The organism is Halorubrum sp. Atlit-28R (assembly GCF_003665955.1).
Lineage (GTDB): Archaea > Halobacteriota > Halobacteria > Halobacteriales > Haloferacaceae > Halorubrum > Halorubrum tropicale.
Map to the genome: position 1 here is coordinate 131,104 of NZ_QPLS01000004.1, position 20,246 is coordinate 151,349.

At 70.4% G+C, this 20,246-nt stretch carries 21 protein-coding genes; 10 read left to right on the plus strand and 11 right to left on the minus strand.

Features of this window, described 5'->3' with window-relative positions:
* Together DVK06_RS08060 and DVK06_RS08065 are read right to left on the minus strand one after the other, a co-directional pair.
* Positions 1-360: a hypothetical protein gene (locus DVK06_RS08060; RefSeq protein ID WP_121599928.1), complete on the minus strand. Its 360-nt coding sequence runs from the start codon at positions 358-360 to the stop codon at positions 1-3.
* Between the two features lie 80 nt (positions 361-440).
* The gene (locus DVK06_RS08065) at positions 441-1,001 is read right to left on the minus strand and encodes a TATA-box-binding protein (protein ID WP_053770359.1); all 561 of its coding nucleotides are present in this window, start codon (positions 999-1,001) and stop codon (positions 441-443) included.
* A gap of 84 nt (positions 1,002-1,085) precedes the next feature.
* On the opposite strand from DVK06_RS08065, the gene DVK06_RS08070 reads away from it, so the two are divergent.
* The 3 genes from DVK06_RS08070 to rpiA all read left to right on the plus strand — a co-directional run bounded on the left by DVK06_RS08070 (position 1,086) and on the right by rpiA (position 4,245).
* On the plus strand, positions 1,086-2,135 hold the full coding sequence (locus tag DVK06_RS08070; RefSeq protein ID WP_121599929.1) for a methyltransferase domain-containing protein: 1,050 nt from the start codon (positions 1,086-1,088) through the stop codon (positions 2,133-2,135).
* Positions 2,136-2,282: 147 nt separating this feature from the next.
* On the plus strand, positions 2,283-3,407 hold the full coding sequence (locus tag DVK06_RS08075) for an ORC1-type DNA replication protein (RefSeq protein WP_053770361.1): 1,125 nt from the start codon (positions 2,283-2,285) through the stop codon (positions 3,405-3,407).
* A 106-nt stretch (positions 3,408-3,513) separates the two neighbouring features.
* A complete protein-coding gene (gene rpiA, locus DVK06_RS08080) occupies positions 3,514-4,245 on the plus strand; it encodes a ribose-5-phosphate isomerase RpiA (RefSeq protein ID WP_121599930.1) in 732 nt (243 codons plus the stop codon).
* An 84-nt stretch (positions 4,246-4,329) separates the two neighbouring features.
* Here the strand turns inward: rpiA and DVK06_RS08085 are convergent, their stop codons facing one another.
* Entirely contained in the window at positions 4,330-4,497 is a 168-nt protein-coding gene (locus tag DVK06_RS08085) for a DUF1931 family protein (RefSeq protein WP_004047560.1), read from the minus strand.
* A gap of 303 nt (positions 4,498-4,800) precedes the next feature.
* Between DVK06_RS08085 and larB the strand changes: the two genes are divergently transcribed.
* From larB to DVK06_RS08095, 3 genes are all read left to right on the plus strand, one after another.
* Positions 4,801-5,568, plus strand: a complete 768-nt coding sequence (larB, locus tag DVK06_RS08090) for a nickel pincer cofactor biosynthesis protein LarB (protein ID WP_121599931.1) — start codon at positions 4,801-4,803, stop codon at positions 5,566-5,568.
* A gap of 136 nt (positions 5,569-5,704) precedes the next feature.
* On the plus strand, positions 5,705-5,857 hold the full coding sequence (locus DVK06_RS18935; protein ID WP_004599353.1) for a hypothetical protein: 153 nt from the start codon (positions 5,705-5,707) through the stop codon (positions 5,855-5,857).
* A 110-nt stretch (positions 5,858-5,967) separates the two neighbouring features.
* On the plus strand, positions 5,968-6,216 hold the full coding sequence (locus tag DVK06_RS08095) for a GIY-YIG nuclease family protein (protein ID WP_053770364.1): 249 nt from the start codon (positions 5,968-5,970) through the stop codon (positions 6,214-6,216).
* A gap of 15 nt (positions 6,217-6,231) precedes the next feature.
* Here DVK06_RS08095 and hisG read toward each other — a convergent pair whose 3' ends face one another.
* The 3 genes from hisG to DVK06_RS18210 all read right to left on the minus strand — a co-directional run bounded on the left by hisG (position 6,232) and on the right by DVK06_RS18210 (position 8,616).
* Positions 6,232-7,122: an ATP phosphoribosyltransferase gene (hisG, locus tag DVK06_RS08100; protein WP_053770365.1), complete on the minus strand. Its 891-nt coding sequence runs from the start codon at positions 7,120-7,122 to the stop codon at positions 6,232-6,234.
* 785 nt (positions 7,123-7,907) lie between these two features.
* Entirely contained in the window at positions 7,908-8,033 is a 126-nt protein-coding gene (locus tag DVK06_RS19575; protein ID WP_255410361.1) for a hypothetical protein, read from the minus strand.
* A gap of 148 nt (positions 8,034-8,181) precedes the next feature.
* Complete coding sequence (locus tag DVK06_RS18210) at positions 8,182-8,616, minus strand: hypothetical protein (RefSeq protein WP_147438055.1); 435 nt, start codon at positions 8,614-8,616, stop codon at positions 8,182-8,184.
* 115 nt (positions 8,617-8,731) lie between these two features.
* On the opposite strand from DVK06_RS18210, the gene uvrB reads away from it, so the two are divergent.
* The 3 genes from uvrB (at position 8,732) to DVK06_RS08125 (ending at position 12,086) form a co-directional block, all read left to right on the plus strand.
* Complete coding sequence (uvrB, locus tag DVK06_RS08115) at positions 8,732-10,786, plus strand: excinuclease ABC subunit UvrB (protein WP_121599933.1); 2,055 nt, start codon at positions 8,732-8,734, stop codon at positions 10,784-10,786.
* A gap of 97 nt (positions 10,787-10,883) precedes the next feature.
* Positions 10,884-11,414 carry a hypothetical protein gene (locus tag DVK06_RS08120; RefSeq protein WP_121599934.1) on the plus strand — a complete coding sequence of 177 codons (531 nt, stop codon included), beginning with the start codon at positions 10,884-10,886 and terminating at the stop codon, positions 11,412-11,414.
* Between the two features lie 81 nt (positions 11,415-11,495).
* Positions 11,496-12,086, plus strand: coding sequence for a hypothetical protein (locus DVK06_RS08125; RefSeq protein ID WP_121599935.1), 591 nt, complete (start codon positions 11,496-11,498; stop codon positions 12,084-12,086).
* A gap of 39 nt (positions 12,087-12,125) precedes the next feature.
* On the opposite strand, the gene DVK06_RS08130 is transcribed toward DVK06_RS08125, so the two are convergent.
* On the minus strand, positions 12,126-13,337 hold the full coding sequence (locus tag DVK06_RS08130; protein ID WP_121599936.1) for an SPFH domain-containing protein: 1,212 nt from the start codon (positions 13,335-13,337) through the stop codon (positions 12,126-12,128).
* A gap of 159 nt (positions 13,338-13,496) precedes the next feature.
* Between DVK06_RS08130 and DVK06_RS08135 the strand changes: the two genes are divergently transcribed.
* Positions 13,497-14,801, plus strand: coding sequence for an O-acetylhomoserine aminocarboxypropyltransferase/cysteine synthase family protein (locus DVK06_RS08135; protein ID WP_121599937.1), 1,305 nt, complete (start codon positions 13,497-13,499; stop codon positions 14,799-14,801).
* Positions 14,802-15,140: 339 nt separating this feature from the next.
* On the opposite strand, the gene DVK06_RS08140 is transcribed toward DVK06_RS08135, so the two are convergent.
* The 4 genes from DVK06_RS08140 to rimI all read right to left on the minus strand — a co-directional run bounded on the left by DVK06_RS08140 (position 15,141) and on the right by rimI (position 20,223).
* Positions 15,141-15,887 carry an archaellin/type IV pilin N-terminal domain-containing protein gene (locus DVK06_RS08140; protein ID WP_121599938.1) on the minus strand — a complete coding sequence of 249 codons (747 nt, stop codon included), beginning with the start codon at positions 15,885-15,887 and terminating at the stop codon, positions 15,141-15,143.
* Positions 15,888-16,121: 234 nt separating this feature from the next.
* On the minus strand, positions 16,122-17,261 hold the full coding sequence (locus DVK06_RS08145; protein WP_121599939.1) for an aminopeptidase: 1,140 nt from the start codon (positions 17,259-17,261) through the stop codon (positions 16,122-16,124).
* Between the two features lie 571 nt (positions 17,262-17,832).
* On the minus strand, positions 17,833-19,632 hold the full coding sequence (gene pepF / locus DVK06_RS08150) for an oligoendopeptidase F (RefSeq protein WP_121599940.1): 1,800 nt from the start codon (positions 19,630-19,632) through the stop codon (positions 17,833-17,835).
* A 90-nt stretch (positions 19,633-19,722) separates the two neighbouring features.
* The gene (rimI, locus tag DVK06_RS08155) at positions 19,723-20,223 is read right to left on the minus strand and encodes a ribosomal protein S18-alanine N-acetyltransferase (protein ID WP_053770375.1); all 501 of its coding nucleotides are present in this window, start codon (positions 20,221-20,223) and stop codon (positions 19,723-19,725) included.
* Positions 20,224-20,246: the final 23 nt, after the last annotated feature.

Genomic DNA, 20,246 nt, shown 5'->3' on the forward strand with positions numbered 1-20,246 from the left:
CTACCCCGGCATCGACGCGATCAGGATCGAGGCCAAGAGCAGGAGCCCGCTGAGCAGCGTCGTGACCACGCCGTGGATCAGCGTCATCGCGAGCACCGTCCGCCGCGGCTGCTCGTAGCTCCACCAGAACATCGTCCCGTCGACGAGGAGCGCCGCGAGGAGGATGAGCGCCCCGGAGAGTTCGAACGCGTTCCCGACGACGCTGATCACGGCGGGCAGGGGCCCGACGTAGAGGGCGCGCCGGGGGTCGACGTCGCCGAGGACGTTCCGGGCCGCGATGTGCGCGGTCACGGAGAGGAACAGCGCCAACAGGACGGTCGTCCCGAGCACGGAGACCGGCGTCACCGTCTGTAAGAGCATGGTCGGTCTACGGGGCGACGACTAAAAGTGGTCGCGGAACGCGGCCGCGTCGGTCCCGCTCCCGTCGCGGGGTCGCGGCGTCACCCCAGCAGTCCGAGCCCGTTCAGCTCCTCGACGATCACGTCGACGGCGGCGGCCGCGTCGTCGGCGCTGGTGCCGCCGGTGACGACGACCTTGCCGCTGCCGAACAGCAGCGCGACGACCTCCGGCTCGTCGAGGCGGTAGACGAGCCCGGGGAACTGCTCCGGCTCGTACTCGATGTGCTCCAAGCCGAGGCCGATCGCGATCGCGTTCAGGTTCAGGCTCTCGCCGAGGTCGGCCGAGGTGACGATGTTCTGGACCGTTATCTCCGGGTCCTCGATCGGGATCTGGAGCGCGCGGAGCTCCCCGAACACGGTGTCGAGGCTCTCGTGGACCGCCTCGATCGAGTTCGCCCCCGTACAGACGATCTTCCCCGACCGGAAGATCAGCGCGGCCGATTTCGGGTCCGTGGTCCGGTAGACGAGCCCGGGGAACTGCTCTGGGTCGTAGTCGGCGCCCTCGAGGTCCATCGCGACGCTCTGGAGATCGAGTTCCTGTCCGATCCCCGTGGAGGCAACGACGTTCTCTACGGTGATCGTCTCCTTCGGGTCGGCCGTCATCACCTCGATTCTCGCCCGAACGCACTTAAATGGTGGCCGGCCGGAACCGCCACGCTATTGCCGCCGCCGCGCGGAGCCGTCGGCGTGTACTGGCTCGAACTCGCCGGCGAGACGGACGCCTTCGCGGCCCGCGAGGCCGCGACCGCCGCGACCGGCGTCGACCTCCTCGCGCCGGGAGTCGCGCGCACCGGCGGGATCGATCCCGATCACGCCGGCCGGCTCGCGTACACTCGCGCCGCGCACGAGGCGATCGCGCGGACGGACGCCGACGTCGACGCCGCGGCCGCCGCGCTCCGGGCCGCGTCGCTCGACCGATCCGGGAGCGTGGCGGTTCGCGCCCGCGACGTCCGGGCCACCTCCGGCGTCTCGACGGGGGCGGCCGAGCGCGCGCTCGGCGGCGTCCTCGTCGACCGCGGGTTCGAGGTCGACCTCGACGACCCGGACCACGTCCTCCGCGCGCTGTTCGCGGCCGGCCCGCGCGCCGAGCACGACGCGGTGGCCGGCGCGGACGGCGGCGACGCGGACCTGTGCGCCCTCGGCTGGGTCGCGGTCGAGGCGGCCCGCGACTTCGCGCCGGACCCCACCGACCGCCCCTTCTTCCAGCCGGGGAGCATGGCTCCGGCCGACGCCCGCGCCTACGCCAACCTCGCGGGCGCGGCCCCGGGCCGGACCCTCCTCGACCCGATGTGCGGCACCGGCGGCCTCCCGCTGGAGGCCGGCCTCGTCGGCGCCGACGCCGTCGCCTGCGACGCGCAGGCGAAGATGGTCCGCGGCGCGCGGCGGAACCTCCGCGAGTACCTGGGCGAGGCCGGCGGCGAGGGGTCCCCCGACTGGCACGTCGCGCGCGGCGACGCGACCGCGCTCCCCCTCCCCGACGACGCCGTCGACGGCGTCGCGTTCGACGCCCCGTACGGCCGGCAGTCGAAGATCGCTCGCCACGAACTGGCGGACCTCGTCGGGGGCGCGCTCGACGAGGCCGCCCGGGTCGCGCCGCGCGCGGTGCTGGTCGCGGACCGCGACTGGCGCGCCCCCGCCCGCGCCGCCGGCTGGACGGTCGACGCGGCGTTCGAGCGCCGGGTCCACCGCTCGCTGACGCGGCACGTGCTGGTGCTGCGCCGCGGCGACGCGAGGTGATCGGCGGCGAGCGCGGCGGGGATCCCGCCGGACCGAGAGTGAACGACCGATCGGCGGAATCGATTCTCTCCGGGGCTCGCGCGACAAGTTTCAGTTTCGCCCCGGCGCCGGGCAACGGTTAAGTGCGCGGCCTCTCGTGGTACTCGCATGACCGGGGACGCCGGGGACATGCTCTCGTGGGACGAGTCCGTGTTCCGCGACGAGTCGGTGTTCGAGATCGACCACGTCCCCGAGACGTTCCGCCACCGGGAGAGCCAGCTGGAGAACCTGAAGTACGCGCTCCGCCCCGCGGTCCGCGGCTCCCGCCCCCTCAACACGATGGTCCGCGGCCCGCCCGGGACCGGCAAGACCACCGCGGTCCAGAAGCTGTTCGGCGAGCTCGGCGCCCGTACCGAGGTGCGCACGGTCCGCGTCAACTGCCAGGTCGACTCCACGCGCTACGCGGTGTTCTCCCGGCTGTTCGAAGGGATATTCGAGTACGAGCCCCCCTCCTCGGGAATCTCGTTCAAGAAGCTGTTCGGACAGATCACGGACCGGCTCGTCGAGGAGGACGAGGTCCTCGTCGTCGCCTTAGACGACGTGAACTACCTGTTCTACGAGAACGAAGCCTCCGACACCCTCTACTCGCTCCTGCGGGCCCACGAGGCGCACTCCGGCGCGAAGATCGGCGTCATCGTCGTCTCCTCCGACCTCGGGCTCGACGTGATCGACGACCTCGACACCCGGGTCCAGTCCGTCTTCCGCCCCGAGGAGGTGTACTTCCCGGTCTACGACGCGACCGAGATCTACGACATCCTCGCGGAGCGCGCCAAGCGCGGCTTCCACGAGGGGGTCATCGGCGACGCCGAACTGGAGCGCGTCGCGGACCTCACCGCCGAGAGCGGCGACCTCCGTGTCGGGATCGACCTCCTGCGCCGGGCGGGACTCAACGCCGAGATGCGCGCCTCGAAGACGGTCTCGGAGGCGGACGTCGAGGACGCCTACGACAAGTCGAAGCACGTCCACCTCTCGCGGTCGCTCCGCGGCCTCTCCGACTCCGAGCGCGACCTCGTCCGCGTCCTCGCCGAACACGACGGCGAGCGCGCCGGCGCGGTGTACGACGCCTTCAACGACGCGACCGACCTCGGCTACACCCGCTACTCGGAGATCATCAACAAGCTCGACCAGCTCGGCGTGATCGACGCCGAGTACGCCGACGTCGACGGCCGCGGCCGCTCTCGCGAGCTCTCCCTCGCCTACGACGCGGAGGCGGTGCTGGACCGGTTGGAGTGAGCGGTCCCGCCCGCCCCGTCCCGCCGTCTCCGCCTCGTATCGCCCTCTCTGCCCCGCCGTCTTCCTCCCCGACGCCTTTTCAACGCCGCCGCACGCACTCGACCACATGAAGACGAGCGGCGGGAGCGACGCGGCGAAGCGACGCGCCGGCGAGTCGGCGGCCGAGGCGGTGACCGACGGGGACGTGGTCGGGCTGGGGACCGGGTCGACCGCGGCGCACGCCATCCGGCGCCTCGGCGAGCGGGCCGACGCCGGCCTCGACGTGCGCGGCGTCCCCACCTCCTTCGCGAGCCGCGAACTCGCGGCCGAGGCGGGGATTCCGCTCCTCGATCTCCCCGACGCGGTCGGGCCCGAGGGCCCGGGGATCGACGTCGCGATCGACGGCGCCGATCAGGTGGCCACCGGCGCCGCGGGCGACGACCCCCTCTCCGGCGGCGCGCTGATCAAGGGGGGCGGCGCGGCCCACGCCCGCGAGAAGCTCGTCGACGCCGCCGCGGACCGCTTCCTCGTCGTCGCCGACCCCTCGAAGGAGTCGCCGCGACTGGACCGGTCGGTGCCGGTCGAGGTGCTGTCAGCGGGGCGGACCGCGGTCGCCGCGGCGGTGCGAGACGCGGGCGGGGAGCCGACGCTGCGCCGCGCGGAGCGGAAGGACGGGCCCGTCGTGACGGACAACGGGAACCTCGTGACGGACTGCGCGTTCGGCGAGATCGCCGACCCGGCCGCCCTGTCGGCGACGCTGTCGGCGGTCCCGGGCGTCGTCGAGCACGGGCTCTTCGTCGGGCTCGCGGACGAGGTTCACGTCGGTACGGAGTCCGGCGTCCGGGTCGACGAGGTCTGAACCGTCGCCGAGCGGCGACGCGAGCGACGGCGCGGCCGCTGGCCGGTCGGCGTCCAAATAAAGTGGAACGGAAACGGGTCCGCCTTACAGGTCGCGCGGCTGGACCGTCTTCCGGTCGTTGGCCTCGGCGCGGCGCGCGGCGTCTTCGAGCAGCTCGTCCACTTCGTCGTCCAGCGCGTCGTAGAAGTCCGAAGCGACGTTCTTGTCGTCCAGGGCTTCCTTGACGGCCGCTTTGACAATGAGGTCTGCCATGCGATCGGGCCTACCCGGTGATGGTTAATAAGAGTTCCTGAATTCGCCCGCGAGGGGCGCCGTGACGCCGGTTCGCGGGGGGTTGCGAGGATAGTCGCTTATAAGCCTTGTGGGATTCTCGTCCGCGCTCCGCCTCAACGACGCTCGGAACCGCCGCTGACCCCGGGTCGGTCCGGCCTCGCTCGGGCCGCGTCCCCCGTCGCGTGACGCCCGGGGGCCCGCTCCGCCCCCGGCCGAAGTCGGCGCGCGGCGGGCCGGACCCGAACCGACAGGTTCGACCGGGGCCGCCGCGCACCACCGTCCATGCGAGAGACGCTGGCGGCGCTCGAGGCGGGCGACATCGGGATCGAGGAGGCGGAGTCGCGGCTCGCGGGCTACGCGACCACGGACGCGGGGCGGTTCGACGCCGCCCGCGAGCGGCGGCGCGGGATCCCCGAGGCGATCCTCGCGGAGGGGAAGACGCCCGCGGGGGTCGCCGCGCTGGCGACCACGGCGCTCGACACCACCGGCCGGGCGCTCGTGACCCGCGCGGACGAGGCCGCCGCGTCCGCGGTCGCGGCGGCGGTCGGCGACGTCGAGGCGGACGCGACGGTCGACCGCGACGACCGCGCGGGCACCGTCGTCGTCCACGCGGCCGACTTCGAGCCGCCGTCGCTCGACGCCGCGGTCGCGGTCGTGGCCGCCGGCACCGCGGACGCGGCGGTCGCCGGCGAGGCGGCGGTCGTCGCCCGCGAGGTCGGGGCCGCGGTCGACCGGGTCGACGACGTGGGGGTCGCCAACCTCGACCGGATCCTCGACCAGGTCGACCGGGTCCGCGAGGCCGACGCGGTCGTGGTCGCGGCCGGCCGCGAGGGCGCCCTCCCGACCGTCGTCGCCGGCCTCGTCGACGCCCCCGTGATCGCCGCCCCGGTCTCGACCGGCTACGGGGTCGGCGGCGAGGGGGTCGCGGCGCTGGAGGGCGCGCTCCAGTCGTGCTCCGTGCTCACAACCGTCAACGTCGACGCCGGGTTCGTCGCCGGCGCGCAGGCCGGCCTGATCGCCCGCGCGGTCGACGCGGCCCGGGCCGAGTAGGGGGGCCCGCCGACCGCGGGCTCCGGCCCGGATCTCGGCTCGCATTAAACGCGCGAATACCGGAAGTCGACGGGCCCGAGAAAGGGTATTTGTTCGTCCAGCCCCTACCAATGGTGCCGACGCACGTCGGCATCACATGCCACGCTGTGACCACTGCGGGTCGCACGTCTCGGACCGCTTCGCGCGCGTCTTCGCGGACGAGCACGGCGACCTGAACGCGTGCCCGAAGTGCTCCGCGAACGCGGGCATCGCCGAGGTGTCTCGCGAGCGGACGCGAACCGGGGACTGACCGCCGAACCGCCGGTGTGAGACCGAGCGCACGGGGAGCGGCGGCTCCGTCCGGGTCCCCCCGCCGGGCACATCCCTACTCACTTTGCGCTCGCGCTCGCACGGCCGTTCGTGGCCGACCACTACGTGTACGTGATCGAGTGCGCCGACGGCACCCTCTACACCGGGTACACGACCGACGTCGAGCGCCGCGTCGCCGAACACGACGCCGGAGAGGGCGCGAAGTACACCCGCGGTCGGACCCCCGTAACGCTGCGTCACGTCGAGTCGTTCGACTCGCGGTCGGCGGCGATGTCGCGGGAGCACGCCGTCAAGTCGCTGTCGCGCGCCGAGAAGGAGCGGCTGATCGACGACGAGTAGGGCCCCGTCCCGGCCTCACTCCACGAGCCGTTCGATCTCCGTGACGAGGATGCCGGTCGCGCCCACCGAGCGCAGCTCCGAGATGGTCTCGAACACGTCGCGCTCGTCGACGACGGCGTGGACCGCGACCATCCCGTTGCCGTTCTCGTCGGCCTCGACGTCCATCACGGTCGGCCCTCCGAGCCCGGGGATCACGTCCTTCACCTCGTCGAGCCGCGCCTTCGGGGCGTTCATCATCAGGTAGCGGCGGCCGTCCGCCGCGAGGACCGACTCGAAGGCGGTCAGCACCTGCTCGACTTTCGGGCCGTCGACCACGTCCGGGCGGGCGAACAGCCGCACCGAGGAGTCGAGCACGTCGTCGATCACGGCCAAGCGGTTCACCTTCAGCGTCGTCCCCGTCGAGGTGATGTCGACGATGGCGTCGGCCATGTCGACGTGCGGCGTGAGTTCGGTCGCGCCCGTCACGGTGACCACGTCGGCGTCGACGCCCACGCGGTCGAGGTACGCCTCCGTGACGCTCGGGAACTCGGTGGCGACCGTCCGTCCGGCAATGTCCTCGACGGCCGCCACGTCGCCGTCCTCCGGCGCCGCGAGGACGAGCTTACAGGAGCCGTAGCCCAGGTCGAGCAGGTCGACGAGGTCGCCGTCGGCCGCCTCGTCCGCGGAGCCGACGACGCCGCCCGACTCGGCCGCCTGGTCGAGGCCGGTGACGCCGAGGTCGGCGGCGCCGTCCCGGACGTACTCCGGGATATCGGCCGCCCGCGCGAACAGCACCGTCACGTCCTCGTCGACGGTGTCGGCGTACAGCTGGCGGTCGGCGGTCTCCTCGACGTGGAGCCCGGCGCGCTCCAACAGCGAGAGCGTCGGCTCGTGTAGGCGGCCCTTGTTGGGGACGGCGATGCGCATACGCCACGCCTCGCGGGGACAGGGGGAAACGTTTTCGTCCGGAGCGCGAGGAGCACGCGCGAGGTCGTCGGGCTCCGCCCGGCTGCCAGAGGGACCTTCGGTCCCTCACTGGAGAACGAAGTGAGCGACAGGGCGAGAGCGAAGCTCTCGCTTGAAACCGGACGTAGTCCGGTGACGAGGCTGGGGAGGCGTGAGGTGCGGGGCTGTGCGTTCCCGCGAGCGCAGCGAGCGGGAGCACGGAAGTCGCTGCCCGCGCAGCGAACGGAGTGAGCGAGCAGGACCGTCTTCCGGAGGGGCGGGACTCGAAGGGGCAGTCGCGGGGCCAGCGTAGACGAAGTAAGCACCGCAACGAGGGAGCGAACGGAGTGAGTGACCGAGTGAGGAGCACAGCGAGTGTACGCGGCCCCCGCGGCTGGGGCTTTGGAGGTGTTCGCGGCCGGTCCGTGAGCGGCCGTTTGTGAGCGAGCGACCGGCGCTTTGGGGTGTCTGCCGTCGATCTACAATCGATTATTCATAGGCGAGCCGCCGGTCGCGTCGAACCTCCTCCCGACCACCAAGTACGCGAGGGGGAGACAGCCGGCGAACGCGACCGGCCAGACGGTCAACTGCGAGGCCGGGTCGGGCGGCGAGACGAGGCTCGCGGCGACCAGCCCCGCGGGACCGGCGACTGCGACGGCGGCCGCCCCTCGCTCCCACCGTGACGGGGGATACCGGCGGCCCCGTCCGGGGCGCCACCACAGCAGGTAGTACAACAGTACGATCCCCGAGAGCGGCGCGAGGACGCCTCAGACACCCGGATGGTCGCTTCCGCGGGCGTGGGCGTCGAAGTTGACCCACGCGCCGATGGCGACCCAGACGAGCAGGAAGCAGAGGACACCGACGGCGACGACGGGCGTGAGTTGGAGGGACACGATCCAGCGTTCCGACCGCTCGGTGATGGCTCTTGTCCCCGAACAGTCGGTTAACCGTCTGTCCCCGCCCGACGTTGGTGCCGACCCTTGGACGAGCCTCGAATCGGCTGAGAGAGGATTCGAGCCGATCGCACCGCTACGAGGGAACTCACCCGCCCACTGCGTCGACGCTGACCCAGTAGTATTCGTCCTCGTACGCGATGTAGGCGTTGTAACAGTCCGTGTTCAACAGCGCCGGGGAGTTCTCCGACGAGTAATACCCGCGGTCGTCGGTCTCGAAGTCGACCCCCTCGATCGCGGCCTCGAACTCCTCCCGTGCCGCGTCCGGGAGCGACTCGAACTCGCAGACCACACTGTCGCCCGGGTCCGACACCGGCGCTTCGACGCCGACCGTGTACCCCGCCTCCACGTCGTCGCCTCCGCTGTCACTCGTCTCGTTGCCCTCGCCGTCGGACCCGTCGCTTCCACCACTAGACTCGCTTTCGCCACCGCCCGGTTCCTCGTCTCTACCGAGCAGCGCGTCACCGGCACAGCCCGCGATGGCCGCGGGCAGCGCACAGGCGAGGAGGGCCCTTCGTTTCACGACCCCGAATTCGCACGGAAGCCGTAAGTGCTTTCCACCGAAACGCGACGAACCCGCCGCGGACCGGCCGCCTGAGCGCGCCGCTCAAGTGTATCGCCGCCCAACGACGCGTATCGTGAGCGACGCCGACTCCCCCCTCTCGGAGGACCGCCCGACCGTCGACCGCCCCCTCCGCGTCGACGCCCCGTTCGAGCCCGCGGGCGACCAGCCCGAGGCCATCGAGGGGCTGGTCGAGGGGTTCGAGTCGGGCGCCGAGAAGCAGACGCTCCTCGGCGTGACGGGGTCCGGGAAGACGAACACCGTCTCGTGGGTCGCCGAGGAGCTCGACCAGCCGACGCTCGTCTTGGCCCACAACAAGACGCTCGCGGCCCAGCTGTACGAGGAGTTCCGCGAGCTGTTCCCGGACAACGCCGTCGAGTACTTCGTCTCCTACTACGACTACTACCAGCCGGAGGCGTACGTCGAGCAGACGGACACATTCATCGACAAGGAGATGTCGATCAACGAGGAGATCGACCGCCTCCGCCACTCCGCGACGCGCTCGCTGCTCACCAGGGACGACGTGATCGTCGTCGCCTCCGTCTCGGCCATCTACGGGCTCGGGGACCCCCAGAACTACCGCGACATGGCGCTGCGCTTGGAGGTCGGCGAGCGGATCGGCCGCGAGGAGCTGCTCACCCGGCTCGTCGACCTGAACTACGAGCGCAACGACGTGGACTTCACGCAGGGCACGTTCCGCGTGCGCGGCGACACAGTCGAGATCTACCCGATGTACGGCCGGTACGCCGTCAGGGTGGAGCTGTGGGGCGACGAGATCGACCGGATGATCAAGGTCGACCCGATGCACGGCGAGGTCGTGAGCGAGGAGCCGGCGGTGATGCTCCACCCGGCGGAGCACTACTCGATCCCGGACGACAAGCTGGAACAGGCGATCGCCGAGATCGAGGACCTGATGGAGAAGCGGGTCAGCTACTTCGAGCGGCAGGGCGACCTCGTGGCGGCCCAGCGCATCGAGGAGCGAACCACCTTCGACATCGAGATGCTTCGCGAGGCGGGCTACTGCTCGGGGATCGAGAACTACTCGGTCCACATGGACGACCGCGAGTCGGGCGACGCCCCCTACACCCTGCTCGATTACTTCCCCGACGACTTCCTCACGGTCGTCGACGAGTCCCACCAGACGATCCCCCAGATCAAAGGGCAGTACGAGGGCGACAAGTCGCGGAAGGACTCGCTGGTCGAGAACGGGTTCCGGCTCCCGACCGCCTACGACAACCGCCCCCTGACGTTCGAGGAGTTCGAGGAGAAGACGGACCGCACCCTCTACGTCTCGGCGACGCCCGGCGACTACGAGCGCGAGACCTCCGACCGGATCGTCGAGCAGATCGTCCGCCCGACGCACCTCGTCGACCCGAAGGTGGAGGTGACCGACGCGACGGGGCAGGTCGACGACCTCTTGGAGCGCGTCGACGACCGGATCGAGCGCGACGAGCGCGTCCTCGTCACCACGCTCACCAAGCGGATGGCCGAGGACCTCACGGAGTACCTCGAGGAGGCCGGCGTCGACGTGGCGTACATGCACGACGAGACGGACACCCTCGAACGCCACGAGATCATCCGCGACCTCCGGCTCGGCAACATCGACGTGCTCGTCGGGATCAACCTGCTGCGCGAGGGGCTCGACATCCCGGAGGTGAGCCTCGTCGCCATCCTCGACGCCGACCAGGAGGGGTTCCTGCGCTCCACCACCACCCTCGTCCAGACGATGGGACGGGCCGCCCGCAACGTCAACGGCGAGGTCGTCCTCTACGCCGACGAGACCACCGACTCGATGGAGGAAGCGATCGACGAGACCCAGCGCCGCCGCGAGATCCAACTGGAGTACAACGAGGAACACGGCTACGAGGCGACCACCATCGACAAGCCGGTCAGCGAGACGAACCTCCCCGGCTCGAAGACGGACACCTCGAACGTCAGCGTCGGCGACGTGGAGAGCGAAGACGAGGCGAGAGCGCAGATCGAGGCGCTCGAAGACCGCATGGACGAGGCCGCGAGCAACCTGGAGTTCGAGCTGGCGGCGGACATCCGCGACCGGATCGCGGAGCTGCGGCGCGCCTTCGAAATCGACGCGGGCGACGAGGGCGTCCCGGCGCCCGCGATGGACGAATAGCGGGTCGCGGCCCGCCGACCGCGGACCGCCGCTCCGATTCTCAGTCCGCGTCACTACGACGGCGGGGTTTTTACCCTGGTGTGTCACACTCGCGATCGTGTACCGTCGCGCGGTGGTCGCCGGAACGTTCGCCGTCGCCACCGCCGGGTGCGTCGACCGCCTCCACGACGTCGCCGCCTCCACCCCCCGCGACCTCGGCGTGCGGAGCCGGTTCATCGACGGGAACCCGTTGGTCGACGGCCGGAGCGTCCTCGACCGCCCCGAGGAGCTGGTGACGCACGCGGCCTCCTTCCGCTCCGTCGCCGCGGCCCGCGGCGCGCTCACGCCCGACGCGACCGAGTCCCGCGAGTTCGTCGAGCGCACCGACTTCGTCGACGACGGCGGCGACGCGGTGCTGGTGATCGCCCAGCGGCTCACGGCGCCCGAGGTCAAGCTCCGGCTCGGCGGGATCAGCCGGACGGGCGACCACTCGCTCCGGATCGCGGTCGACCAGAGCGGGGTCCGCGGCGAGGTCGAGACCGACGACCCGGTGGTCAAGACGCTCCTGTTGCGGCTCTCGGACGAGCGCGGCCCGCCGGAGCGGGCGATCGTCGTCATCGGGGACGGCCGCGCCGGGATCACGATCTGACGGTCGGGATCGCCTCGCCTTCCCCACCGACCGCGCCTCCGTCCCGCGATCGTTTTGTGGCCGGAACGTCTCTCCCCGACCATGTCACTCCGCAGTCGGCTCCTCGGCTCGGCCCTCCTCGTCGCGTCGCTGGCCGTGTTCGCGGCGACGGTCTCTCTCGCGCCCACGGTCCCGCCCGAATCGGCGACCGACTCCGTGTCGCTCATCGCTCCCACCCCGTACTCGTTCCTCGCCACGCCGCCGCTCCTCGCGGTCGGAGCGGTGCTCCTGATCGGCGGCGCGGCCGCGCTCGCGAGCGCCGACCTGTCGGCGCGCGCGGCCCTCCTCGCGCCGGCGCTCGGCGGCGTCGCCGCGTTCGCGCTCGTCGCCGGCGTCGCCGCCGCGCCCGCGGCGATCCTCCCGGTGCTGGCCGATCCCGCCGCGCTCGCTGCCGCCGTCGCCGGGGCACCCGGCACCGTCGCGACCGGCGTCGTCGCCGGGGGCGCCGTGGCACCGGTGATCCGCGCGACGACGACCGAGGACACGGCCGCGCTCCTCGCCGGCGCGGTCCTGCTGCTCGCGGCGCTCGCGGCCGGGGCCTCTGACCCCGTCTCGCTGGCCACCGGCGGCCTCGGCGGTGCGGTCGCCGTCGGCCTGCTCTGGGCGGTCGACCCCGAGCGCTGGCGGCCCTGAGAACGCGCCCCGTCGCGCGGCCGCGACCCCGCTCCCGGCCTAATCGCTCGGCCGCTCGCTCTCCGTTTCGAGGTCGATGTCGGCCTCGTCGACCTCGAACTCCTCCACCTCGGCGTCCGGGATCTCCTCGCCGTCGCGGCTCGCCGAGAGGTTCTCGTCGGAGTAGCTGTCGAGCTCCTCCAACGCGGACTCGATGTCCTCCAAGCCGAGCATCTGCTCCGTCTCCGCGTCGAACTCCTTGCTTTCGAGCCCCTCCATCTCCTGGACGTCGGAGCCGGAGAGGGCCTTGCCGTAGCGGCCGACCAGACTCGTCAGCTCCTGCGGGAGGACGAAGGTGGTGGACTCGCCCTTACCGATCTCTTCGAGCGTCTCCATGCCGCGCTCGATGATGGCGCGCTCGCCCATCGACTCGGCGGACCGCGCCCGCAGCACGGTCGAGATGGCGTCCCCCTGCGCTTCGAGGATCTGGGACTGCTTCTCCCCCTGTGCGCGGATGATGTTCGACTGCTTGTCACCCTCCGCCTGCTCGACGGCGGAGCGGCGTTCCCCCTGCGCTTCGAGGATCATCGCGCGCCGGCGGCGCTCGGCGCCGGTCTGTTGCTCCATCGCGCGCTGGACCTCCTGTGACGGGCTCACCTCGCGGACCTCAACGGCCTCGACGCGGATCCCCCACTCGTCGGTGGGCTCGTCCAGCTCCTCGTTGATCCGGTCGTTGATGAGCTCCCGCTGCGAGAGCGTGTCGTCGAGCTCCATGTCGCCGATGACGGCGCGGAGCGTGGTCTGCGCGAGGTTCGAGACGGCGTTCTTGTAGTCGTCGACCTCTAAGAACGCCTTCTTCGCGTCCATCACCTTGATGTAAACGACGGCGTCGGCGGTCACCGGCGAGTTGTCGCGCGTGATCGCCGACTGGCTCGGCACGTCGATCGTCTGCGTCCGCATGTCGAACGCGTACGTCCGCGAGACGAACGGCGGGATGATGTGAACGCCCGGGTCCAGCAGCTTGCGGTACTCGCCGAAGACGGTGAGCGCCTCCTTGTCGTAGGCGTCGACGATCTCGACGGCGCTGACGACCGTGACGGCCGCCAGAAGCACCGCGAGCGCCGCGACGCCGAAGACGAGGCTCTGCCCGAGGAGGGCGACCCCGACGAGGAGGGCGACGCCGAGCGCGAGGTACTGCCAGACCCCGTCCGGGACCTCCGCCAGCAGATCCTCCAGCTCGGGGGACTCGCCGCGCGGACCTTGTGTTCCCATACCCGGAGTTACAGCCGGACGCTGTTAACGGTTCGCACGAGCCCGCGCCCGATCCGCGTCGCGCCCGTCGATTCTCCCCCGCGGCGTCGGACTCCGAGATACCGGAAAGGTCGGCACGGGCCGGCCGGCTTTAATTGGGCGGCGGCCGAACCTGATAGCATGCCATCCGACGAGGAGACAGACGGCCCCAAATTCAGCACGCGAAGCGTCCACGCCGGCGAGGACCCGGACCCGGCGACCGGCGCCCGCGCGACGCCCATCTACCAGACGACCGCCTACCAGTTCGACGACGCCGACCACGCGGCGGACCTCTTCGCCCTCGAAGAGGCCGGCAACGTCTACTCCCGGCTGATGAACCCGACCAACGCCGCCCTCGAAGAACGGATCGCCTCGCTGGAGGGCGGCGTCGGCGCGGTCGCGACCGCCTCGGGCATGGCCGCGCTGGACGTGACGACGTTCCTGCTCGCCTCGGCGGGCGACAACATCGTCTCCTCGTCGGCGCTGTACGGCGGCACGTACACCTACCTCACCCACTCGGTCGAGCGCCGCGGCGTCTCGACGCGGTTCGTCGACCCGCTCGACTACGAGGGGTACGCCGAGGCCATCGACGAGGACACCGCCTACGTCCACCTCGAAACGATCGGCAACCCCGCCCTCGTCACCCCGGACATCCAGCGGATCGCGGACATCGCCCACGAGCACGGCGCCCCGCTGTTCGTCGACAACACGTTCGCGACGCCGTACCTCTGCCGGCCGCTCGATTACGGCGCCGACCTCGTCTGGGAGTCGACGACGAAGTGGCTCACCGGCAACGGCACCACCGTGGGCGGGGTCGTCGTCGACGGCGGCTCGTTCCCGTGGGCCGATCACGCCGAGAAGTACCCGGAGATCGCGCAGGACAACCCCGCGTACCACGGGATCAACTTCGCCGAGCGGTTCGGTGACGCCGCCTTCACCTTCGCCGCGATCACCCGCGGCCTGCGCGACCTGGGCGACCAGCAGTCGCCGTTCGACGCCTGGAACACGCTCCAGCAGACCGAGTCGCTCCCGCTGCGGATGGACCGTCACTGCGAGAACGCCGGGATCGTCGCCGAGTACCTCGCGGACCACGGCGACGTCGCGTGGGTGAACTACCCCGGCCTGGAGGACCACGAGACCCACGAGGAGGCGACGGAGTACCTCGACGGGGGGTACGGCGGCATGCTCACCTTCGGCCTGGAGGCCGGCTACGAGGCGGCGCGCGCGACCGTCGAGGAGGCGGACCTCGCCTCGCTGGTCGCGAACGTCGGCGACGCGAAGACGCTCCTCATCCACCCGGCGTCGACGACTCACCAGCAGCTGACCGAGGAAGAACAGGAGGCCGCCGGCGTCACCGCCGACATGGTGCGCCTGTCGGTCGGCATCGAGGACCCGGCCGACATCGTCGCCGACCTGGAGGCCGCCATCGAGGCGGCGACGGCGTAACCGCGGTCCGCCTGCCTCCGACTGGGTGGCTCCGTTACTACGCTTTCGGACTGCCACGATCTGCGTGCGAGATACAAGGGATACAGTCAGCACGAGGGCTGCGATATCTTTGTTTGACCGCTGTCTCAACCGATAGAGCGTGCCCTCTGTATCGTCCGATACCCTGTTCGACCGCGAAATCTGGATCTTCCGAACAAGAGGACAAGTAGCGTCGTGGACCAGCGAATACACCGCCTGCGAGCCGGGAAGCCGCGTCGTATATCATGGGGCAGACATCACCTCAGGGCCAGTGTCGACCCCGTGGCAATATGTGCGCGGTTCCGCGACGGTCGACGAGTTTCAGGGACACGCCGGCTTGTCCCGCTCCGTGGGTTCGCCAGTCGCCGCGGTTGCGACTGCGGTCGTTTTGGCGATGGGCTGTTCGTCGTTGACGCCGATGAAGAGGATCTCGACCGAGTCTCCCGGCTCCATCGGGCGGTCACCGCTGAAATAGACCGGATACCTGTTTTCGACCCGGAAGAAGGGCTCGTCGCCGCCGCGAGCGATGTCGTTCTGGTTCGACTCGACGTACTGCTCACCAATATCTTCCACATCGGTCCCGGTTCCCCCCGCTTGATACCGGTTGTGTGCCATCCGGATCGTCAGCGTTTCACCGACGGCGAAATCGCCGGTACAGAACTCGCCGACGTCGTCGTCGTGAAACGTCTGATTGGTGTCTGCGTCGAAGCGGTTCGGGTTCAGGAACCGGACCTGACCGCCCTCGCCGTCGCTGCCCTCCCAGCGAACCAGTATCGAACCGATCTCGTCGCCCTGGAAGGTCGGCCCCGAGACGTAGGGCACTCGAACGACGTCAATGTCTCCGCGAGGTGGGGTACTGTTCCCATCGTTCCACCCGCCCCACGCTCGGTGTTCGGGACCGAGCGTTACCTCGGCGTCGCTGAACCCGCGCAGCTCTTGCGGTTCGGAGAGCCCGCTCTCGAAGTCAAGAACGGCGACGCCGATAGTCGCAGCGATTATCACCACGATCGCAACCATGAGAATCGTGGCAACGACGGTAGTGACGCCGCGGTCACGGCTACCGTCCATCGCTCACTTCGGCGCAGGCGACCTGACTGCCACTCATATCAGCACGGCGGTCTGTCACGGTGGTATACATTCCGATCCACGTATCAGTTCTAATATCGCCCATCACTGTCCGGTCACACGCCAACTGAGGGCCGGAAATACGCGCTCTACATTCAGCGCGCCTATGGGAACGTGCCACTAGTTGCGGATTTCGACGGCGCCGGCGGCCTCTCACGGAGCGACCGTCCTTCCGGCCTACTCCTCGAACCCGCCTTCCCACCGGAACGTCCCGTTCCGCTGGACGACCTCGCCGTCGACCTCCATGCGCGAGTCGGCGCTCACGTCGGTGATCATGTCGACGTGGACCGCGCTGTCGTTCCCGGACTCGTCTTCGGGGAGGCAGGCGTCGTAGGCGCGGCCGACCGCGAGGTGGACGGTGTCGCCCATCTTCTCGTCGAAGAGGATCGAGTCGGTGAACCGGTCGATGCCGCGGTTCATCCCGATGCCCAGCTCGCCCAGCCGCCGGGCGCCCGGGTCGGTGTCGAGGATGTCCGCGAGCGCGTCCTCGCCCGCCTCGGCCGAGAAGTCGACGACCTCGCCGCCCTCGAACGCGAGGCGGACGTTCCGGACGCGCGTCGCGTCGATGGTCATCGGCACGTCGAAGAAGACCTCGCCTTCCGTGTCGTACGGCGCCGTGAACACCTCGCCACTCGGGAGGTTGTGGGAGTCGTACGCGACGGAGGCCGCGGAGTTGACCGCGGTGCGGCCCGCGATCGACATCCGCACGTCGGTGTCGGGCGCGCCGTCGCGCTCGGTGACGATCCGGACCTCGTCGCCCGCGTCGAGCACGTCTTTCATCTGCGCCATCTCCTCGGCGAGCGACTCCCAGTCGCGGAGGACGGCGTCGTAGACGAAGTCGCGGTACTCCTCGTAGGCCATCCCCGCCTGCTGGGCGAGGGAGCGGGTGGGGTGGACCGTCGACACCCAGTCGGTGTCCATCCGCGCCTCGCGGACGCCCTTGCGCGCCGTCGCGTACGCCTGCCGGGTCGACCGGCCCACGTCCGCCGACGCGGTGGTGTTGCGTCCGCCCCCGATACGGAGGTAGGCGTCGGCCGCCTCGAAGATCGCGCGGTCGACGGCGGGGTCCGACTCGAAGTCGTCGGCCTCGACGTCGCCGTCGGTCCCGGCCTCGACGCCCTTGAGGTAGGCGCGCGAGACCTCGCTCGACCCGTACAGCGTCGTGACGTTCGCCCCGTGCTCGCCGAGGGATTCGGCGACCGCCACGCCCAGCTCGTGGGCGTCCTCCGCGACGCTGACGACGACGTCGTCGCCGGCCTCCACCCGCGCGCTCCAGTCGACGAGCACCGCGGCGTGCTCGCGTACGCGTTCGTCCATGAGTACTCGTCTTGCGGGGAAGCGGTAAATCGGTGCCGGGACGGAGAGTATTCATAAGCGGTCGACGCCGTATCGGGAACGGGTCCCGCTATCCGCTCAGTTGGTGGTTTATAAACACTCGACCGGAGACTAGCGGTGAACACCGGCAAAGCCCCAGCCGCGAGGGCTCGCGCGGCTCGCTGTCGTTCGAGACGCCTCCGGCGTCTCGTGATGTCGTCAGAACGCGGAGCATTCTGACTGCTAGCCGGAAATCGGAGATTTCCGGCGATGACGAAACGGCTTCGCCGTTTCGAACCACGCGCTTCACTCGGTCGCTTCGCTCCCTCGTTCCAGTGCTTACGTCGCCGTGCTTCGCCCTCGCGACTGCCCCTTTGAGTCCCACCCCGCACCGCAACCGCAGCCTCACGCCTCCCCAGCCTCGTTGGGCGCGTCCGTCGGGCTCCCCGCGGTCGCCCTCGGTGCGCCCGACTCCCTCGCGGGCGGTTCGCGGCCGCCGGTGGCGGCCGCTCACCGGCGCGCCACCGCATTTTTATTTATAAAATGGAACGCCCGTCAGATCGCGCCGAGCCGACTATTCGAGGTCGAGCAGCGCCGCGATCTCGTCGAGGTAGTCGTCGTAGACGCCGACCGCGGACTCGACCGGGTCGGGCGAGGCCATGTCGATGCCGGCGAGTTCGACCACGTCGAGCGGGTACTCGGAGCCGCCCGCCTTCAGCATCTCGCGGTAGTCGGCCGCGGCGGACTCGCCCTCGTCGAGGACGCGCTCGACGATGGCGGCCGCGGCGGAGATGCCGGTCGCGTACTGGTAGACGTAGAAGTCGTAGTAGAAGTGCGGGATGCGCTGCCACTCGCGCTCGATGCCGCCGGTCAGCTCGGCGGGCGCGTAGTAGTCGCTCTTCAGGTCGCCGTACATCTCGTCGAAGGCGTCGGGCGTGAGCGCGTCGCCGGCCTCCACGCGCTCGTGGATCCGCTGTTCGAACGTCGCGAACATCGTCTGGCGGAAGAGGGTTGAGCGGAAGCGTTCGAGGTACTCGTCGAGGACGTGGGTGCGGAGTTCGTCGTCCTCGACGGTGTCGAGCAGGTGGTGGGTGAGCAGCGTCTCGTTGACCGTGGAGGCGATCTCCGCGACGAAGATCTCGTAGCTCGCGTCGTGCCACGGCTGGGCGTCGCCCGCCAGCTCCGAGTGCATCGAGTGCCCGAGCTCGTGGGCCAGCGTGTACATCGACGCGATGTCGTCCTGGTAGTTCATCATGATGTACGGCTGGGTGTCGTAGGTGCCCGAGGAGAACGCGCCCGAGCGCTTCCCGCGGTTCTCGTACACGTCGACCCACCGCGAGTCGAGTCCCTCGGCCAGCCGCTCCTGGTAGGCGTCGCCGAGCGGCGCGACCGCCTCGATCACCCACTCGCGGGCCTGCTCGTACTCCACGTCCGGCCCCTGGTCGCCAGTCAGCGACATGTAGAGGTCGTGGCTCTGGAGCTGGTCGACGCCGAGCGCCGCCGCCTTCAGCTCCGCGTGGCGGTGGAGCACGTCGAGGTTGTCGTCGACGGTGTCGACGAGGGTGTCGTACACCTCGACCGGGACGTTCGAGTCGTCGAGGGCGGCGGCCCGCGCGGAGTCGTAGTCGCGGATCTCGGCGCTCGTGACGTGCTCGCGGACGGCCTTCTCCAAGGAGGTGCCGACCGTGTTGCGCACGTCGGCCCACTCGTCGTAGAACGTCTCGTGGACGCGCTCGCGGAACTCGCGGTCCGGGTTCGTCTGGAGCTTCGTGAAGTTCGCCTGCGTGATCTCGACCTCCTCGCCGTCCGGGTCCTCGACGACGCCGTAGGTCATGTCGGCGTTCGTCAGCATCGAGTAGATCTCGCTCGGCGCGTCGGTGACCTCCGAGAGGTCCGCCAGCACCTCCTCGACCTCGCTCGACCGCGTGTGCGGCTTCTTTCGCAGGACGTCGTCGAGGTAGTGCTCGTACTCGGCGAGGGCGGGCTCGTCGTCGACGAAGGCCTCGACGTCCGACTCCGTGAGCGATTGGATCTCCGGTTCGAGGTACGAGACCGCGCTCGACGCCTCGGAGCCGAGCGACGACGCCCGCGCGGACATGGCTTGGTACTCCTGGTTCCGCGTGTCCTCGGCGCTGCGCAGGCGGGCGTAGGTCATCACCTGCTGGAGCTCACGGAATATCTCCTCGCGCAGTTCGAGCAGTTCGAGGAGGGTGGCGGCGTCCTCGACCGCCCGCCCCTCGTAGGCGGCCAGCTCGTCGACCCGGTCGGCGACTGTCTCGTAGGCCGACTCCCACGTCTCGTCGTCGGGGTAGATGCCGTCGAGGTCCCACTTGTACTCGGTGTCGATCTCGGACCGCTCGGGAACCGAACTCATACCGCTCAGGTCGGCCTCCCGCACACTAAGCCTTGTCAAACCCCGCGCGGCGGACCGATATGCGTGCGAACCGGAACCACCCGTGGCGTGTCAACGCGGCTCGCCCCGTCCGCCGCTTTCATCGCCCTCGGCCCACGCCGCGAGGTCGACGACGAGCACGAGCGCGTCCTCGCCGTCGCGGTAGTAGCCGCCGACCCGGCGGATCGGCTCGAACCCCTCGTCGGCGTACAGCGACCGCGCCGGGTCGTTCCCCTCGCGCACTTCGAGCCGGACGACGGCCACGCCGGTCGCACGGAGGCGGGCCAGCGCCGACCGGAGGAGGGTTCGGCCGACCCCCTCGCCGCGGGCGTCGGGGTGAACGGCGAGGTCCTTGACGTGGCCGATGTCGCGGCCGTGGTTCGGGGTCCGGTCGGCGACGACGAACCCGACGACCGCGCCCGCCCGCTCCGCCACGAGGAACGCCGGCTCGTCGAGCAGCCGCTCGAAGGCGTCGTGCGGCCACGGGTCCGAGAAGCAGGCCCGCTCGATCCGGACCACCGCGAGGAGGTCGGCGGACTCGGCGCCTCGGATCGTGACGTCGGCGGCGCTCACGGGTCAGTTTGCGGCCCGCGGGG

Bases quoted from the DNA above. Each gene is read 5' to 3' on its own strand.
- DVK06_RS08060 (WP_121599928.1), bottom strand. From the start codon at position 360: ATGCTCTTACAGACGGTGACGCCGGTCTCCGTGCTCGGGACGACCGTC.
- DVK06_RS08065 (WP_053770359.1), bottom strand. From the start codon at position 1,001: ATGACGGCCGACCCGAAGGAGACGATCACCGTAGAGAACGTCGTTGCC.
- DVK06_RS08075 (WP_053770361.1), top strand. From the start codon at position 2,283: ATGACCGGGGACGCCGGGGACATGCTCTCGTGGGACGAGTCCGTGTTC.
- rpiA (WP_121599930.1), top strand. From the start codon at position 3,514: ATGAAGACGAGCGGCGGGAGCGACGCGGCGAAGCGACGCGCCGGCGAG.
- DVK06_RS08085 (WP_004047560.1), bottom strand. From the start codon at position 4,497: ATGGCAGACCTCATTGTCAAAGCGGCCGTCAAGGAAGCCCTGGACGAC.
- larB (WP_121599931.1), top strand. From the start codon at position 4,801: ATGCGAGAGACGCTGGCGGCGCTCGAGGCGGGCGACATCGGGATCGAG.
- DVK06_RS18935 (WP_004599353.1), top strand. From the start codon at position 5,705: ATGCCACGCTGTGACCACTGCGGGTCGCACGTCTCGGACCGCTTCGCG.
- hisG (WP_053770365.1), bottom strand. From the start codon at position 7,122: ATGCGCATCGCCGTCCCCAACAAGGGCCGCCTACACGAGCCGACGCTC.
- DVK06_RS08125 (WP_121599935.1), top strand. From the start codon at position 11,496: ATGTCACTCCGCAGTCGGCTCCTCGGCTCGGCCCTCCTCGTCGCGTCG.
- DVK06_RS08130 (WP_121599936.1), bottom strand. From the start codon at position 13,337: ATGGGAACACAAGGTCCGCGCGGCGAGTCCCCCGAGCTGGAGGATCTG.
- DVK06_RS08135 (WP_121599937.1), top strand. From the start codon at position 13,497: ATGCCATCCGACGAGGAGACAGACGGCCCCAAATTCAGCACGCGAAGC.
- DVK06_RS08140 (WP_121599938.1), bottom strand. From the start codon at position 15,887: ATGGACGGTAGCCGTGACCGCGGCGTCACTACCGTCGTTGCCACGATT.
- DVK06_RS08145 (WP_121599939.1), bottom strand. From the start codon at position 17,261: ATGGACGAACGCGTACGCGAGCACGCCGCGGTGCTCGTCGACTGGAGC.
- pepF (WP_121599940.1), bottom strand. From the start codon at position 19,632: ATGAGTTCGGTTCCCGAGCGGTCCGAGATCGACACCGAGTACAAGTGG.